At 71.3% G+C, this 16,861-nt stretch carries 12 protein-coding genes; 2 read left to right on the top strand and 10 right to left on the bottom strand.

The features are described from left to right. Positions 1-42: 42 nt before the first annotated feature. The 5 genes from ABEE00_RS23585 to ABEE00_RS23605 form a co-directional block, all read right to left on the bottom strand. Positions 43-993, bottom strand: a complete 951-nt coding sequence (locus tag ABEE00_RS23585) for an SPFH domain-containing protein (protein WP_345747624.1) — start codon at positions 991-993, stop codon at positions 43-45. 217 nt (positions 994-1,210) lie between these two features. Then, complete coding sequence (locus ABEE00_RS23590) at positions 1,211-3,667, bottom strand: FtsX-like permease family protein (protein WP_345747625.1); 2,457 nt, start codon at positions 3,665-3,667, stop codon at positions 1,211-1,213. Between the two features lie 376 nt (positions 3,668-4,043). Beyond that, positions 4,044-4,760, bottom strand: a complete 717-nt coding sequence (locus ABEE00_RS23595) for an ABC transporter ATP-binding protein (RefSeq protein ID WP_345747626.1) — start codon at positions 4,758-4,760, stop codon at positions 4,044-4,046. After that, positions 4,757-5,284 (bottom strand): PadR family transcriptional regulator, encoded by a 528-nt coding sequence (locus ABEE00_RS23600; RefSeq protein WP_345747627.1) that lies wholly within the window; start codon positions 5,282-5,284, stop codon positions 4,757-4,759. The genes ABEE00_RS23595 and ABEE00_RS23600 overlap by 4 nt, the downstream gene beginning before the upstream one ends. Before the next feature lie 103 nt (positions 5,285-5,387). Next, positions 5,388-6,842, bottom strand: a complete 1,455-nt coding sequence (locus ABEE00_RS23605) for a catalase (RefSeq protein WP_345747628.1) — start codon at positions 6,840-6,842, stop codon at positions 5,388-5,390. A gap of 252 nt (positions 6,843-7,094) precedes the next feature. Between ABEE00_RS23605 and ABEE00_RS23610 the strand changes: the two genes are divergently transcribed. Then, positions 7,095-8,882 (top strand): alpha/beta hydrolase, encoded by a 1,788-nt coding sequence (locus tag ABEE00_RS23610; protein ID WP_345747629.1) that lies wholly within the window; start codon positions 7,095-7,097, stop codon positions 8,880-8,882. Positions 8,883-8,931: 49 nt separating this feature from the next. Here ABEE00_RS23610 and ABEE00_RS23615 read toward each other — a convergent pair whose 3' ends face one another. The 4 genes from ABEE00_RS23615 to ABEE00_RS23630 all read right to left on the bottom strand — a co-directional run bounded on the left by ABEE00_RS23615 (position 8,932) and on the right by ABEE00_RS23630 (position 14,404). Beyond that, on the bottom strand, positions 8,932-10,365 hold the full coding sequence (locus ABEE00_RS23615) for an AI-2E family transporter (RefSeq protein WP_345747630.1): 1,434 nt from the start codon (positions 10,363-10,365) through the stop codon (positions 8,932-8,934). A 175-nt stretch (positions 10,366-10,540) separates the two neighbouring features. Further along, complete coding sequence (locus ABEE00_RS23620) at positions 10,541-11,260, bottom strand: aggregation-promoting factor C-terminal-like domain-containing protein (protein WP_345747631.1); 720 nt, start codon at positions 11,258-11,260, stop codon at positions 10,541-10,543. A gap of 619 nt (positions 11,261-11,879) precedes the next feature. After that, positions 11,880-13,202, bottom strand: coding sequence for a PhoH family protein (locus ABEE00_RS23625; RefSeq protein WP_345747632.1), 1,323 nt, complete (start codon positions 13,200-13,202; stop codon positions 11,880-11,882). 440 nt (positions 13,203-13,642) lie between these two features. Then, positions 13,643-14,404 carry an isoprenyl transferase gene (locus ABEE00_RS23630; protein WP_345747633.1) on the bottom strand — a complete coding sequence of 254 codons (762 nt, stop codon included), beginning with the start codon at positions 14,402-14,404 and terminating at the stop codon, positions 13,643-13,645. 141 nt (positions 14,405-14,545) lie between these two features. Between ABEE00_RS23630 and mgrA the strand changes: the two genes are divergently transcribed. Next, a complete protein-coding gene (mgrA, locus tag ABEE00_RS23635) occupies positions 14,546-15,631 on the top strand; it encodes an L-glyceraldehyde 3-phosphate reductase (protein ID WP_345747634.1) in 1,086 nt (361 codons plus the stop codon). Positions 15,632-15,863: 232 nt separating this feature from the next. Here the strand turns inward: mgrA and ABEE00_RS23640 are convergent, their stop codons facing one another. Further along, on the bottom strand, positions 15,864-16,610 hold the full coding sequence (locus tag ABEE00_RS23640) for an A24 family peptidase (RefSeq protein WP_345747635.1): 747 nt from the start codon (positions 16,608-16,610) through the stop codon (positions 15,864-15,866). Positions 16,611-16,861: the final 251 nt, after the last annotated feature.

Consider the following 16,861-nt stretch of genomic DNA (forward strand, 5'->3'; position numbering starts at 1 on the left):
CTCACCGGTCCCGTCGCCGGTCGTCGCTCCCGCCGGTCCCGCTCACTGGTAGAGCGTGCCGGTGTTCATCACGGGCTGCGGCGAGCGGTCGCCGCACAGCACCACCAGCAGATTGCTGACCATGGCCGCCTTGCGCTCCTCGTCCAGCGCCACGAAGTCCTGCTCGGTGATGCGGGCCATGGCGTCCTCGACCATCCCGCAGGCGCCGTCGACGATGGTCTTGCGGGCCGCGACCACGGCGCCGGCCTGCTGGCGCTGGAGCATCGCGGAGGCGATCTCCGGCGCGTACGCGAGGTGCGTGAAGCGGGACTCGACGATGGTGACGCCCGCCGCCCGCACCCGTACGGTCAGCTCGGCCGCCAGCTTCTCGGTGATCTCCTCGGCGTTGCCGCGCAGCGAGAGGCCGTCCTCGTCGTGCGCGTCATACGGGTACTCGATGGCGATGTGCCGTACGGCCGCCTCGGTCTGGGTCGAGACGAACTCGATGAAGTCGTCCACGGCGAAGGTCGCCTGCGCGGTGTCCTCGACCTGCCAGACGACCACGGCGGCCAGCTCGATCGGGTTGCCGTAGGCGTCGTTGACCTTGAGGACGGCTGTCTCGTGGTTCCGCACACGGGTGGAGATCTTGGTGCGGCTGGTCAGCGGGTTGACCCAGCGCAGGCCGTCCTTGCGGATGGTGCCGGTGTAGCGGCCGAAGAGCTGCACCACGCGGGCCTCACCGGGCGCGACCATGTTGAGCCCGGCCATCGCGAACAGCGAGCCGACCAGCACCAGGATGCCGAGCACCACCAGCGTGCCGCCCAGCGCGCCGCCCGAGGCGAGGGCTCCGCCGCTCGCGATCCCGCCGACGCCGACGAGGCAGCCGATCAGCCCGAGCAGCAGCGCGAGCCCTCCCGGGATGCTGTTCGCCACGGACTCGCGGACCTCGGCGCGCGGGATCTTCGGCACCGCGCCGTCCTGCGTACCGCCCTGCTGATCGCCCTGTTCGCTCATGGATGCTCCCCGTTCCGTCCCGTGGCCGGTGGTCGACGACCACTGCTTAGCAAAGTGATAGCACTTTAGCCCGAGGGGTCAGCCCTTGCCAACCACCGCGCCTGCCGAGCAAGACGCGTCCGCCGAGCAAGAGGGGCCCGACCCCTGCGGGTCGAGCCCCTCTCCACGTACGCGAACCTCACTCCGCACGCGGCAACCTCATGCCGTACGCCGCGGCCTACTCCGTACGCAGTCCGTCCGGCCGGGTCACGCGCCACAGCGCGGGCAGCGTCAGCAGGGTGACCAGGACGGTCATGCCCGCGCCGACGCCCACGACGGGGACGAACTCGAACCAGTTCACGACGCGGGCGCCGAGGCCCCACAGCAGCATCCAGCCGAGTCCGACGCCGAAGCCCACCGCCAGCGCGAGCCCGAGCGCCATGGGCACCATCGCCTGCCACAGCAGGGAGAGCGCGAGCGTCGTGCGGCGCGCGCCGCAGGCCGAGACGACCGCCAACTGCCGCTTGCGCTCCCGCAGCTGGTCCACCGTGCTGAGCACCAGGCTCGCGCCGAGCAGCGCCAGCAGCACGCACGCGCCGGTGAACAGCGCCGACTCCACCGACAGGTGCTCGCGGGCGACGGCCGAGGGCCGCTGCTGCGTCACGCCGTACGCGGGGTCGGCCTTGAAGAAGGCGGTGCGCACCTGCTCCACCGTCTTCGGGTCGTCCACCGGCATGCGGATCCAGGCGGCCATGTCCGCGCCCTTGACCTTCGTGTCGCCGAACGCGCCCGGCGTGGCCAGCACGCCGTTGACCGGCTCGTGCGTCGGGCTGGGCCGCGCGTCGACCGTGCGGGCCGACTCCGGCACCGTCCAGTGGGCGCCGCCGGCCAGGGTGAGGCGGGTGCCCGGGGGCTCGGCCCCCACCTCGTCGTTGCCCACGCGGAAGACCTGGCCGTCGCGGCAGTCGTCGACCCTGGCGAGCTTCTTGAGCGTCCCGCAGTCGGCGATGTTGAGCATGGCCACGTCGTCGACGCCGTCGCCCTTGCCCTTACGGGCGGCCACGTGCCGGTACACGGCGGAGTCCTTCACGCCGTCCATGTCCCCGAGCTGCTTCCGCAGTGAGCCGACCTGGCCTTCGGTGGCCCTGCCGCTGATGTCGAAGACGCTGAGCGCGGTGCGGTCCCGGCTCTGGGCCTGCTGCTCCTCGCGTGCGCTCGTGCCGGTGAAGAAGAGCTGGAGCGCGATGGCCCCGGCCACGGCGACCGCGATGCCCGCGACCGCGCGGCTCGCCGTGCCGCTGTTCAACTGGAGCCGCCGCACGGCCAGTTGCCAGGACAGCGGTCCCGCGCCGCGCAGCCTGCCGAGCGCCAGCTCCACCACCCAGGGCAGCAGCAGCACGACGCCGACGAGCACGAGGACGATGCCGGCGACGACGGGGAGCATGTTCACATTCGTGCTCATGCCGCCGTTCATCGCGCCCTGGGCGACCAGCACCAGGACGCCGAGCACCGGAAAGGCCAGCCGCCACAGGAAGCGGCGCCGCGGCCGGCCCGTCTCCCGCACCACTCCGGACGGCGTGACCGCGACGGCGCGCATCGCGACGAGCGTCGCCACGACCGCGATCACCGGGACGGCCACGACCACGAGCAGCGCCAGCAGCGGTACGGGGGTGATGTCTGAGGTGAACCAGCTCAGCCCGCCCACCCTGACGCGCTCCCCGACCACCCGCAGCACCGCGAACAGGGCGCCGCCGACGGCGAGTCCGCCCAGCGCGCCGGCCATCGACTCGCCCGCCGCGACCCTGCGCACCGTCGCCGCGTCGGCGCCGACCAGCCGCAGCGCGGCCAGCCTGGCGTCCCGCGCCTCGCCGCCGAACCGTGCGGCGGCGCCGATGAACACCGCGACGGGCAGGGTCAGGACCACGCAGGCCAGCGCCGTCATCAGCACGAGCATCGCGCCCGCTGAGCCGGTGCCGAAGTCGATCCCGCCGCCCGCGCCCTCGGGCTCGTGGAAGGCGGTGACGCGCTCGACGTCGTCCCGGCCGGCGTCCAGGCTCGCGACGCCCTTGTAGTACGCCATCGAGGCCGGGCCCTCCAGGCCGTCCTGCCCGATGGTGCCGACGACGCGCGCGTCCAGGCGCTTCCCGAGCTCCTTGCCGTCGTCGGAGTCCAGCAGCTTCTTCAGCTCGGGCGAGACCAGCATCTCGCCGGGGCCCGGCACCCTGTCGGCACCGGGCGGAGTGGGCACGCCCTTCCCCGCGCCCTTCCCCTCGGGCCGCATCACCGCGCCGCTGATCTCCTTCTCGCCGGAGAAGTCGCGGAACTCGGTGTCCGCCCTGCCCATCAGCAGAGCCGGTCCGCCCTTGCCGTGCTCGGCGCCGAGCAGCGCCTCGCCGCGCGCCTGGCGGCCCTCCGCCATGTTCGGCAGGGCGGCGGCGAGCAGCAGCACCACGACGCCGACGCCCACGCCGAGCGCGGTCAGCACCGTGCGGAGCACGTTCCGCCGTCCCCCCGTGACGGCGAAGCGTGTCCCCATGCCCAGGTCACGGGCCCATATCGATGCGCTGCTCATGCCGCCGCCGTTGTCCCCCTCCGGGCCGGCGCCCTGGTCGGAGCGCCCTCCCCCTCGCATGCCGGCGCGCTGGTCCGCGCCCTCGTCCCCGGCGCCCTGGCCGGCGCCCTTGTCCCCGCTCATGCCGTCCTTCTCCCGCTCGTCGTTCCCCCGGCGGTCGTCGCCCCGGCTGTCATTCCCCCGGCTGTCATTGCTCGGAATGCCGCTCCCCCGGCAGTCCTCGCTCCGGCAGTCCCTGCTCCGGACGCCGTTCCCCCGGCCGTCCGTCCTCCGCGCCGCGCCGCGCCCGCACCGCGACCCGTACGGCTGGTCAGGCCGCCGGTCGCGCCGCGGCTGGTCACGCCGCTGCTCGCTTCACGGCTGGTCAGGCCGCTGCTCGCACCGTCGGCCGCGCCACCGGCCACACCGCTGATCACGCCACGGCCGGTCATGCCACAGATCGCGCCGCTGCTCGCCCCGCTGGTCATACGGCGGCTCACAGCCACGTTCCTCCCGGCGCTCATACCGCGACCGCGAGTCCGCGGTCCCTGCCGTCGCGCACCACGACCTCGCGATCGGCGTACGCGGCGACCCGTGCCTCGTGCGTGACCAGCACGACCGCGGCGCCGTTGTCCCGCGCCGCGCCGGTCAGCAGGTCCATGACCCGCTCCCCGTTGAGGGAGTCGAGCGCGCCCGTCGGCTCGTCGGCGAAGACCACCCGGGGCTCGCCCACCAACGCCCGCGCCATGGCGACCCGCTGGCACTGGCCGCCCGAGACCGCGCCGGGGCGCTGCTTGGCCACGTCGGCCACCTCCAGGCGCTCCAGCCACTCACCGGCCCTGCGCTCGGCCTCCTTGCGCCGCACGCCGGTCAGCCGGAGCGGCAGCGCGGCGTTCTCCAGGCAGCTCAGCTCGGGCACCAACTGGCCGAACTGGAACACGAACCCGAACTCCGTACGCCGCAGCGCGCTGCGCTCCGCGTCGGACATCGCGGTCATGGCCCGGCCCCGGTAGCCGATCGCTCCGGAGTCCGGCTTCACGATTCCGGCGAGGCAGTGCAGCAGCGTGGACTTGCCCGAGCCCGAGGGGCCCATCACCGCGACGACCTCGCCGGCGGATATGGCGAAGCCCGCGCCGTCGAGCGCCTTGGTCTGTCCGTACTCCTTGTGCAGCTCTCTGGCGTCCAGGAGCGCCTCGCCCGCGCCCGCTCCGCCCGTGCCCACTCCGCCGGCGCTCATCCGCGCACCTCGTCCGCGAGCTTGTCCAGCCGCGCCGTGGCCAGCTCCAGCCAGCGCAGGTCGGCCTCCAGGTGGAACAGCGCGTGGTCGCAGATGAGCTGGTCCGCCAGGTCGCCCGACTGCTTGCGACGGGTGAGGTCGCGCATCAGCCGCAGGTGCTCGGAGCGCTGCACGTCCAGCATGGATTCGGCGTCCCTGCCGGTGAGCAGCGCGAGCACGACCTTGGTGTAGAGCGTGCTCTGCAGATACGGCTCGGGCTTCTCCGGGCTGGTCAGCCAGTCCTGCACGTCGGTGACCCCGGCGTCGGTGATGGCATACCGCTTGCGCTCGGGGCCGCCGCCCGCCTCGGTCCCGGCGGCCTCCACGAGACCGTTCTTCAGCAGCCGCGACATGGTCGAGTAGACCTGCCCGTAGTGGAGCGGCCTGTCATACCCGAAGTGCTCGTCGAAGGCGCGCTTGAGGTCGTAGCCGTGGCGTGGCCCGGACTCCTCCAGGAGCCCCAGCAGTGTGTGGCTTATGGACATGCCGAGCACTCTACATCATGCGTATACATCACGTGTATAGACGCGGAGAAGAGTGCCCCGAAGGGGTGACCTCCGGGGCACTGTGACCGGGAATCTACGCTGGTCAGCCGCCGCTCACCTTGGCGGCGACCCGGTCGCCGAGCTGCTTGTCCACGTTCCGCCAGTACTGCAGCGCGCGCTCCAGCACCGGCTTGCTGACGCCGCCCAGCAGATGGCCGGAGATGTTGTTCACCAGCCGCTCACGCGCCGCGTCGTCCAGGACGTTCCGCACCATCGTGCCCGCCTGGCCCCAGTCGTCGTCCTCGCTGCGCAGCGTGTAGGCGTGCCGCACCATCTCACTCTGCTCCACGTCCCATCCGGTGGGCGTGAACCGCTCGCTGGCCGCCGCGGGGCCGCCGTAGGAGTTGGGCGCGTAGGGCCGCGACACGTTCGGCGACTCGTACCGCATCGGCCCGTCCTTGGCATAGGAGTTGACCGGCGAGTGCGGCTTGTTGGGCGGGAGCTGCGTGTAGTTCGGCCCGATCCGGTAGCGGTGGGTGTCGGGGTACGAGAAGAGCCGGCCGAGCAGCATCTTGTCCGGCGAGGGCGCGATGCCGGGCACCAGGTTCGAGGGCTCGAAGGCGGCCTGCTCGATGTGGACGAAGAAGTCCTCGGGGTTCTTGTTGAGCGTCATCCGCCCGACCTCGATGAGCGGGTAGTCGCCGTGCGGCCACACCTTGGTGAGGTCGAAGGGGTTGAAGCGGTAGTCCGGCGCGTCCTCGAACGGCATGACCTGCACCATGAGCGTCCAGGACGGGTGGTCGCCGCGCGCGATGGCCTCCGACAGGTCGCGCCGGTGCAGGTCGGCGTCCTCGCCGGCCAGCCGGTCCGCGTCCTCCTGCGTGAGGAAGTCGATGCCCTGGTCGGTCTTGAAGTGGTACTTCACCCAGAACTTCTCGCCGCCCCCGTTGACCCACATGTACGTGTGCGAGCCGTAGCCGTTCATGTGCCGGTACGTCTTGGGGATGCCGCGGTCCCCCATCAGCCAGGTGACCTGGTGCGCGGACTCCGGCGAGAGCGACCAGAAGTCCCACTGCATGTCGTTGTCCCGCAGCCCGGTGTCGATGCGCCGCTTCTGGCTGCGGATGAAGTCCTGGAACTTGATGGTGTCCCGGACGAAGAAGACCGGGGTGTTGTTGCCGACCAGGTCGTAGTTGCCCTGCTCGGTGTAGAACTTCAGCGCGAAGCCCCGCGGGTCGCGCCAGGTGTCGGGGCTGCCCTGCTCCCCCGCCACCGTCGAGAAGCGCGCCAGCATCGGCGTCCGCTTGCCCGGCTGGAAGAGGTCGGCCTTGGTGTACTGGCTGACGTCGTTGGTGACCTCGAAGACCCCGTACGCGCCGGAGCCCTTGGCGTGCACGACCCGCTCGGGCACCCGCTCGCGGTTGAACTGGGCCATCTTCTCGATGGTGTAGTGGTCCTGGAGAAGGATCGGACCGTCGGCACCGACGGTGAGCGAATGCTCGTCGCTCTCCACCGGAATACCGGCATTGGTGGTGGTGTATGGAGACTGATCGGTCATTACCATGCCTTCCCGATACGGGTGTGCTGAGGGGATTCGCGATCGCCACCCCCAGGAAAACCCGCCGACAGTGCGTCGGCAACCGGGTGGACAAAGTCCATCCCTGAACTCCGTCGAGGCTGAGCCACCCGCGCCGCCACCGGAGCAACCCGCAGGACACGCCCCGCGTCAGCAGTAGCGTGAACGGGGCCCGCCGGAGTCGGCCGCGGGCACGCTGACGCGGGAACCGGCGGAACGGACGGGGCAGAGCACATGGTGGCGACGGGGGACGTGGCCGGGGAGAAGGAGCGGGCGCGCGCCCTCGCGCGGCGGCTCGGGCAGCGGCTGCGCCCCGCCGTGACCGCCTTCGCCCGGCGGCCGTACAGGGACCGGAGCGATCCGTCCCGGCTGGTCCGCAGATGGCCTGATCTGATCGCCATCTGTGCGGCCACCCTCTTCTTCTGGCTCTCCCTCACCCCCTCGCTGGTGCCCCGGCCCTGGTACCTCCAGGGCGTCATCGGCGGCATCACCGCGGCGATGGGGTACGCCGTCGGGGCCCTGCTCCTGTGGGGACTGCGGCCCGCGGCGAAGCGGCTGTTCTCCTGGCGGCCCGGCGAGCGGTGGCGGGCCCGCGCCTGGCTGGCGTACTACGTCCTGGCCTTCGGCCTCACCGCGTACTGGCTGTCCCAGAGCGCGCACCTGCAACGGAAGCTGCGCGCGCTCCAGCACCTGCCGCCCACCCTGACCTGGCACTCGCTGATGATCGCGCTGATCGCGGTGCTGCTGTTCACCGCGCTGCTGCTGCTCGCCAGGTCGGTGCGGCTGGGCACCCGCGCCCTGGTGCGGGGGCTGTGCAGGATCGTGCCGCGCCCGGTCGCCGTGGTGCTGGGGATCGCGGTCAGCGCGACGGTGGTGGTCTTCGGCACCCGCGACGTGGTCTTCGAACGCGGCGTGATCGACGTGGTCTCGCGCATCGCCGCGAGCACCGACCAGGACACCAAGGACGGCATCCACCGGCCGCGTTCACCGCTCGTCGCGGGCGGCCCCGGCTCGCTCCTGAAGTGGGGGCAACTGGGCTACGAGGGCCGCAACTTCACCGGTTCTGCGCTGCCCGCACGGCAGATCCGCGCGGTGACGGGCCGGCCGGCGAAGGAGCCCGTACGCGTCTACGTGGGCCGCCGCAGCGCCTCCGGGTACGCGGCCGGGGCGCGGCTCGCGGTGCGGGAGCTGGAGCGCACCGGCGCCTTCGACCGCAAGGTGCTGGCGATCGCGGGCACCACCGGCATGGGCTGGGTCAACTCCACGGACGCCGAGCCCCTGGAGTACCTGTACGGCGGCGACACCGCGATCGTCGCCATGCAGTACTCCTACCTCCCGAGCTGGGCCTCGTTCCTCGTCGACAAGGAGCAGGCGGGCCGCGCCAACCGCGCGCTGGTGAAGGCCGTCAGGGAGCGCTGGCTCCAAGAGCCGCCGAAGGAGCGCCCCAAGCTGGTGGTCTTCGGCGAGAGCCTCGGCGCGTACGGCATCGAGGCGTCCTTCCACGGGGTGGACGACCTGCTGTCGAAGGTGGACGGCGCGGTGCTGGTGGGCTCCCCGGAGTTCTCGCCGGTGCGCAGCGAGATCACCGCGCGCAGGGACGAGGGAAGCCCGGTGTGGCGCCCGGAGTTCGAGAGCGGGCAGAACATCCGCTTCGCCCAGTACCCGGAACGCGACCTGCGGCGCCCCTCCGGTGTGTGGGGGAAGCCGCGCGTGGTCTACCTCCAGAACGCCTCGGACGCCATCGCCTGGTGGACCCCCGACCTGGCCTTCAGCCGCCCCGAGTGGACCAAGGAGCCGCTGGGTCCCGATGTGACGACCGAGGTCGACTGGTTCCCGCTGGTGACCTTCTGGCAGACCACCGTGGACATGGCCGTCGCGTACGGGGTGGACGCGCCGCACGGCCACCGGTACGGCACGGGCTCGGTGCGGGCCTGGGCCTCGGTGCTCCCGCCGAAGGGCTGGACGGGCACCGACACCGCGCGGCTCCAGCACTACATGGACCGGCGCGAGGCACCGTACTGAGTACGGCACCCCGCGCCGGGTAGGTCTGACTCCCCCTCAGGGGCTCGCTTCACTGGCCGTCGTACGTCCCGGGCTCCTGGTGGCGGCGCTCGGTCTTCGTACCGCCCTCGGGGGAGCCCTCCGGGGACTGCTCACCGGCTTCGGCGGGCGGCGACCCGCCGTCCTCCGGGCCCGGCGGCGCGGACGAGGCGGACGTCGATCCGCCGTGCCCCGCGGCCGAGGCGCGCCGCAGCGCCTGCTCCTCGGCGTACCCGCGGAGGTAGCCGACGACCGTGTTCAGCACCGCGACCAGCGGTACGGAGACGACGGCGCCCGGAATCCCCGCGATCAGGCTGCCGCCGGTGACGGCCAGCACCACGGCGAGCGGGTGCACCCGCACCAGCCTGCCGAGGATGAAGGGCTGGAGGATGTGGCTCTCGATCTGCTGCACCGCGAGCACCACGGCGAGCACCAGCAGCGCGGTGAAGACGCCGTTGGTGACGAGCGCGACCAGCACGGCGAGCGCGCCGGAGAGCACCGCGCCGACGATCGGGATGAAGGCGAAGAGGAAGATGAAGACGGCCAGCGGCACCGCCATCGGCACGTCCAGGAAGTAGATGCCGATGCCGATGAAGATCGCGTCGATCATGGCCACTATGACGGTGCCCCGCACATAGCCGGTGAGCGTGATCCACGCGCGCGGGCCCGCACCCTTGACGCCCTCGCGGGCCGCGGCCGGCACGAAGTGCAGCGTCCAGTTCCAGATGCGCCGCCCGTCGTACAGCAGGAACAGCGTGACGAACATCGACAGCAGCGCGCCCGACAGGAACTCGAACAGGACGGTCACGCCCTCCAGTCCGGCGGAGGTGACCTCATTGCTGTTGTTGCCGATCCAGTCGCTGACCGTGGTCGCGATGTTGTTGATCTGGCCTTCGGAGACGTGGAAGGGGCCGCTGACGGCCCAGTGCTTGAGCTCCTTGATGCCGTCCTGCACCTGGTCGGTCAGCGCAGGAAGGTTCTCGGTGACCTGCCAGACGACGAACCAGCCGACCAGCCCCATGATGACGAAGCCGGTGATGAAGGTGATCGCGGTGGCCAGTCCGCGGCTCACCCCGAGCCGCTTGAGCCGGGCCACGGTCGGCTGGAGCAGCGCCGTGATCAGGAGCCCGGCGGAGAACGAGACGACCAGCAGGCTGATGGTGCTGACCACTTGGATCAGCACCCAGATCACTCCGGCCAGCACCAGCAGCCGCCACCCCACCTCGGCGGCCACGCGCATGCCCCAGGGCACCACGGCCGGGGGCGGCGGGCGGTCGGCGCCGACGGCCGGCGCGTAGTCGGGGGGCGCGGGAACGGTGTGCTGCGCGGCCTGTGGGGTGGGCGGTTCCCTGACCGGGTCGGCTGGGGGCATGTCACTGCCGACGGCGTCCTCGGCACGCCGTTCCGCTATGCCCGAGGCCCAGTGCCGTACGCCCGACCACGCCTTGTCGAACCTGCTCGTCATCCCACGTCCTCCGCCCCTCTCCGCGTTCCGGAAAGCCTTGCTGCCTGTGGTCCGGAACCCGAGGCTACCGGCGGGGAAGATCTCGTGGCCCCCGGACGCGCGATGTCCCCGGCCCGGGCGTCGGCCCGGACCGGGGACATCGGTCACGCTCTATGCGCTGTGTGCGACCCGGTGGTCAGTACCAGCCGTTGGCCTGACGGAAGCTCAGCGCCTCGCAGGGGCTTCCGTACCGGTCGTTCATGTAGTTCAGGCCCCACTTGATCTGGGTGGCCGGATTGGTCTTCCAGTCCGAGCCCGCCGAGGACATCTTGGAGCCGGGCAGCGCCTGCATCAGTCCGTACGCACCGCTGGACGGGTTGGTGGCCTGGTAGTCCCAGCCCGACTCGTCGTCGACGATGCTGGAGAAGCACTGGAAGTCGCCGCCGCCCACGATCTGCTGGGCCATCGACTTGACTTCGCCGATCGAGTACGAGCCCTTCTTGCCGAGGTCGCCCAGGTCCCCGATGGGGCCCCGGTCCTCGGAGCGGCTCGCCTCGAGCTTCTCTTGGCGCTCCTTCTCCGCCTTTTCGGCTGCCGCCTTCTTGGCGGCCTCCTTCTTGGCTGCTGCGTCCTCTGCCGCCTGCTTGCGCGCGGCCTCCTCTGCGGACTTCTGTGCTTCCGCATCGGCTACGGAGGACGCGGTGTCCGCCTGCTGCGACAGGGAGGCTGTCTGCGCCTGGGTCTGCTGACCCGCCGGTATGTCCGCGAGGAGCGTGGAGTCGGCGGCAGTGGCCTCGACGTCGTTGGACGTCTGCTGGCCCTGCTGGGCCCCCGAGGCAACACCGACGACGGCGCCGACGGTGGTGACCGCGGTGGCGGACGCCACGGCGAATCCCCGGACCGAGATCCGAGTCACACGGTTTCCTTCCAACGTGCCCGCATGGGTGACCGCGCGGGCGCATGTGTGCCCCTGGCACTGACCTCCCCTGGTACGTGGCCACCGGAGGTGCTGGCCCGGAGGGGACCTCCCGACGTGACGGGAGGACCCGCGTGGTGCTTCGGGCGGCATGCGACTGACGGCTGTTCAGTTCTGTGTTGCTCTGTGTCCCGGTGCCCCTGGAGGTACCGGTGTGTCGCATGCGGGGCCTGACGAGCCCACACACTGCCGGAAGCGGACGGCGCGAATCAATTCCGTGCCGAGTGGGATAGCTCACAGGGGGTTTGGGGCTTCTCGTTGCCGGAAAAACGAGCGGGCCGGACAGCACAGGGGTAGGTTGCCCGCCTCAACTGCGGCCTCAGCGCAGGGCTGCTGACGCTCCGTCACCCACCTGCGCGTCACTCCAGGTCACCGGCGCAGATCGGACACACGCACACACTCGCGGCACAGATGAGGCCGCCGACTGCCACATGTGCGTGGCACCCGGCGGCCGTTGGTTCTCCCCTCGGACCCCGTACGACTCTCCGCGAAGTTTTACGGAAAGCCCGTCAGAGAAAACGGGCAGCCGACCCGAAAAGGGACTGGCCGCCCAACTGCCTCACACCCGGCCCTCCTCCAGCATTTCGGTCACCAGCGCGGCGATCGGCGAGCGCTCCGAGCGGTTCAGCGTGATGTGCGAGAAGAGGGGGTGGCCCTTCAGCTTCTCCACCACGGCGACCACGCCGTCGTACCGGCCGACGCGCAGGTTGTCCCGCTGTGCCACGTCATGGGTGAGAACGACCCGCGAGTTGGCGCCGATCCGGGAGAGCACCGTCAGCAGCACGTTGCGCTCCAGCGACTGCGCCTCGTCCACGATCACGAAGGCGTCGTGCAGCGAGCGGCCGCGGATGTGCGTGAGCGGCAGGACCTCCAGCATGTTGCGGCCCACCACCTCCTCGATGACCTCGCGGGAGGTGACCGAGGACAGGGTGTCGAACACCGCCTGCGCCCACGGGTTCATCTTCTCGGCCTCGGTGCCCGGCAGATAGCCGAGGTCCTGACCGCCCACCGCGTACAGCGGCCTGAAGACCATGACCCGCTCGTGCTGCCGCTTCTCCAGTACGGATTCCAGGCCGGCGCACAGCGCGAGCGCGCTCTTGCCCGTACCGGCCCTGCCGCCCATCGAGATGATCCCGACCTCGGGGTCGAGCAGCAGGTCCAGCGCGATGCGCTGCTCCGCGCTGCGGCCCTTGATCCCGAACGCCTCGCGGTCGCCCCGTACGAGCTTGATGCGGCCGTCCGGGGTGACCCGGCCCAGCGCCTTGCCCTTCTCGGACTGGAGCACCAGGCCGGTGTGCACCGGGAGTTCGGACGCCTCGTGCACGAAGGCGCTGCCCGCCGCGAACAGCTCGTCGATGTCCTCGCCCGGCAGGGTGAGTTCGGCCATCCCGGTCCAGCCGGACTCGGTGATGGCGAGCTCGGCGCGGTACTCCTCGGCGACCAGCCCGACCGAGGACGCCTTGATGCGCAGCGGCAGGTCCTTGGAGACGACGGTGACGTCGTCGCCCTCTGCCTGGAGGTTTCTGGCCACGGCCAGGATCCGCGAATCGTTGTCCCCGAGCCGGAAGCCGGCGGGGAGGACCGTGGTGTCGGAGTGGTTCAGCTCCACCCTGAGCGTGCCGCCCAGCTCGCCGATGGGGATGGGCGCATCCAGCCTGCCGTACCGCACCCGGTACTCATCCAGCCTGCGCAGCGCCTGGCGCGCGAAGTAGCCCAGCTCTGGGTGATGCCGCTTGGCCTCCAACTCGGTGACGACGACGACCGGAAGGACGAGTTCGTGCTCGTCGAAACGGTCGATGGCGGTCGGGTCGGCGAGCAGCACACTGGTGTCGATGACATAGGTGCGGCGGCCGAACTCATTGCGCTTCTTGCTGGTCACCACGGGTGGACGAACCCCCTCGGAAGAGGTCGGGGAGCGGGGTTCCGCCGGCCGGGCCGACGGGGCCGCAGTTGTGGAAGAGACCGGTCCCTGCCCGCGCAGCGCGGGCCGGCGGCCGGCCCTCCCCGTCCTCCGCGCGCCTGGCGCGGGCGTCCGTGGTCTGCAAATCGGGCCTCCCGGCGCCGGTACCCATCGTTCGGGCCCGGCTATGGGAGGGATATTCCCCGTCTGCGCCCGCCCATGCAATGACGTAACCCACGCCCCAGAGGCGAATGGGGGACAGCGGTGCGCTGCTGCGCCGCTTCCGGCCCGCTGGGGAACACGGCGCGTTCCGCTCGTTCGGCCGCGTGTCGCCGGATGTTCATCGGGGCGACCGCGTACGCGCGCCGCCCGGCGGCCTCAGCCGCGGTGGTACGTGTCCCCGAACCCTGTCCCGCTCGGCCTCAGTTGCCGTACCTGCGGTGGCGGACCGCGAAATCGCGGAGCGCGCGGAGGAAGTCGACCTTGCGGAACGCGGGCCAGAAGACCTCGCAGAAGTAGTACTCCGAGTGCGCGCTCTGCCAGAGCATGAAGCCCGAGAGGCGCTGCTCGCCGCTGGTGCGGATGACGAGGTCCGGGTCCGGCTGGCCGCGCGTGTAGAGGTGCTCGGAGATGTCCTCGACGGTGAGCTTCTCGGCGAGCTCGTCGAGGGTCACGCCCTGCTCGGCGCGGTCGGACATCAGCGAGCGGACCGCGTCGGTGATCTCCTGGCGGCCGCCGTAGCCGACCGCGACGTTGACCAGTATCCCGTCGTTGTCCCCCGCCTGGTGCTCGGCCTCCTTGAGCACGCGCTGCGTGCCGGCCGGCAGAAGGTCGAGCTGGCCCACGTGGTGCACGCGCCAGCGGCCGTCGGCCGCCAGGTCGCGCACGGTGTCCTCGATGATGCCGAGCAGCGGGAGCAGTTCCTCCTCGGGGCGGTTCAGGTTGTCCGTGGAGAGCAGCCACAGGGTGACGACCTCGACGTCCGTCTCGGTGCACCAGCCCAGCATCTCCTGGATCTTGGTGGCGCCGGCCTTGTGCCCCTGCTCCGTCGTACCGCCGGAAGCCTTCGCCCAGCGGCGGTTGCCGTCCAGGATGACGCCGATGTGCTTGGGGCCACGGTCGAAGTCGAGACGGTCCTCCACCCGGCGCGCATAGAGCTTGTACACCAGGTCGCGAAGCTTCATGGGATCTGCCAGCCCCTCCATGCCGAGTCCGGAATCCCAGAACCCTAGCGTCAGTCACCCGCAGGGACGAAGTCGGGCGCCGCGCAATCGAACTGCGGTCCCTGCCCCTCGCGTGCGGCTGGGGTTGATAGGACATAGCCCATGACAACGCACGATGCCCCGCTCCCCTCCTCCACCGACGCCGTCCCCTTCCCCTACCGGGCAGCGGACGACCGTTACCAATCCATGACATACCGGCGCACCGGCCGCTCCGGGCTCAAGCTGCCCGCCGTCTCCCTCGGCCTGTGGCACAACTTCGGCGACGACCGCGCCCTGACGACCCAGCGCGCGATCCTGCGGCGCGCCTTCGACCTCGGCATCACGCACTTCGACCTGGCCAACAACTACGGCCCGCCCGCCGGTTCCGCCGAGCTCAACTTCGGCAAGCTGTACGCGCAGGACTTCCGCCCGTACCGGGAGCAACTGGTCATCTCGACCAAGGCGGGCTATTTCATGCACGCCGGCCCCTACGGGGAGTGGGGGTCGCGCAAGTACCTGCTGTCCTCGCTCGACAACTCGCTGCGCCGGATGGGCCTCGACTACGTCGACATCTTCTACTCGCACCGCTTCGACCCGGACACGCCCCTGGAGGAGACCATGGGCGCGCTGGCCTCGGCGGTGAAGTCGGGCAAGGCCATGTACGCGGGCGTCTCCTCGTACAACGCGCGGCGCACGCGCGAAGCGGCCGCGCTGCTGCGGGAGATGGGGGTGCCGGCGCTGATCCACCAGCCCTCGTACTCGATGCTGAACCGGTGGACCGAGGAGGACGGCCTGCTCGACACGCTGGAGAGCGAGGGCATGGGCTGCATCTCCTTCGCGCCGCTGGCGCAGGGGCTGCTGACGGACAAGTACCTGGGCGGCTCGGTGCCCGAGGGCTCGCGCGCCTCGCAGGGCAAGTCGCTCGATCCGGACCTGCTGAGCGACGAGGTGGTGCGGCGGCTGCGCGGCCTCAACTCCATCGCGGAGCGCCGCGGCCAGTCGCTCGCGCAGCTCGCCCTCTCCTGGGTGCTGCGGGACCAGCGGATGACCTCGGCGCTGATCGGCGCCAGCAGCACCCGGCAGCTGGAGTCCAACGTGGCGGCGCTGAAGGCGCCCGAGCTGACGGACGAGGACCTGCGCGAGATCGACGAGTACGCGGTCTCCGAGCCCGGCACGAACATCTGGGCCCGCAGCAGCGAAGAACGCTGAGGCCCGTACGGGGTGACCCGTAGGGGGCCGGAAACGAAAAGCGGGCCGGTCCGTGGGGGGAGACGGACCGGCCCGAGGGGGGACTTCCACCCTAGACCCTGTGCGGGAGTGCTTCGTTCCTCAACTATCGGGAGGAAGGCTCCATAGAGCCGGATTAATCAAAGATTCATCTACCTCACGTGACGCGTCTCACACCGGCGCCCCAGTGGTCTCAGAATCCGTCTCAGGCTCTTCAGGCCGCGAGCCCGCCGAGCAGCACCCCGCCGAGGCCGCCCAGGAGCATGAAGGGCCCGAACGGCACCTCGCTCTTCCGCCCCGCGCGGCGGGCCGCGATCAGCGCGAGGCCGTAGACCGCGGCCAGCAGGAAGCCGAGGAACACCCCGGCGAAGAGCACCTGCCAGCCGTACCACCCAAGGGCTACCCCTACGGGGGCCGCGAGCTTGACGTCGCCGAAGCCGATGCCGCGCGGGTTGATCAGGAACAGCACGACGTAGCAGGCGGCCAGCGCGAGGCCGCCGAGCAGCGCGCGTACCCAGTCGCCGCCCGCTCCGGGCAGCAGCGCCGCCGCGCCCAGCAGGAGCGCGAGGCCGGCCGCGTACGGCAGGGTCAGCGCGTCGGGGAGGCGCCGGACCCGCCAGTCGACGGCGGCCAGCAGTACGGCGGGGGGCGCGGCGAGCAGCCAGGCCACGAGTTCTGGGCGGGGTCCTGTGGTCAGCGCGAGGGCGGCGCAGGTGGTTGCGGTGAGGGCGGGGAGGAGGGCGGCGCCGGGTGGGGGTGGGGTGCTGGGGGTGCAGTGCTTGCACCGTGCGCTGCCGAGCCAGCCGTTCGCCGGGCCCCCTAGGGGGTGGCCCTCCGGGCAGTGGGTGCGGCGGTCCTCGCCCGCGGGCACCGCGAAGCGGTAGGCGGCGCGGGGCAGCAGCGCGCCCGCGGCGGCGCCGTATCCGGCGGCGATGACGACCAGGGCCAAGGTCCACAACACGGGCGCGAGCTTACGGGGGCGGGGCGGGCCCCGTCCCGCTCGTGGTTGCGCGGGTGCCCGGGGCGCGGGCCCACAGACCAGGCACGACGGCTCGTACGCAATCCGCGGACACCGCAGACCGGGCGGAGGCCCGACCGGAGGCGCGGAGCGTCGTAGGGCGGGCCGTAACTCACAAGTCGGGCGCAACCACCCACCCGAATCCCGCCGCAGCGGGAAGCAACCAGCAGCGCAAAGGGCCGGCGGTCACAGCG

This window comes from Streptomyces odontomachicola (assembly GCF_039605595.1).
GTDB lineage: Bacteria > Actinomycetota > Actinomycetes > Streptomycetales > Streptomycetaceae > Streptomyces.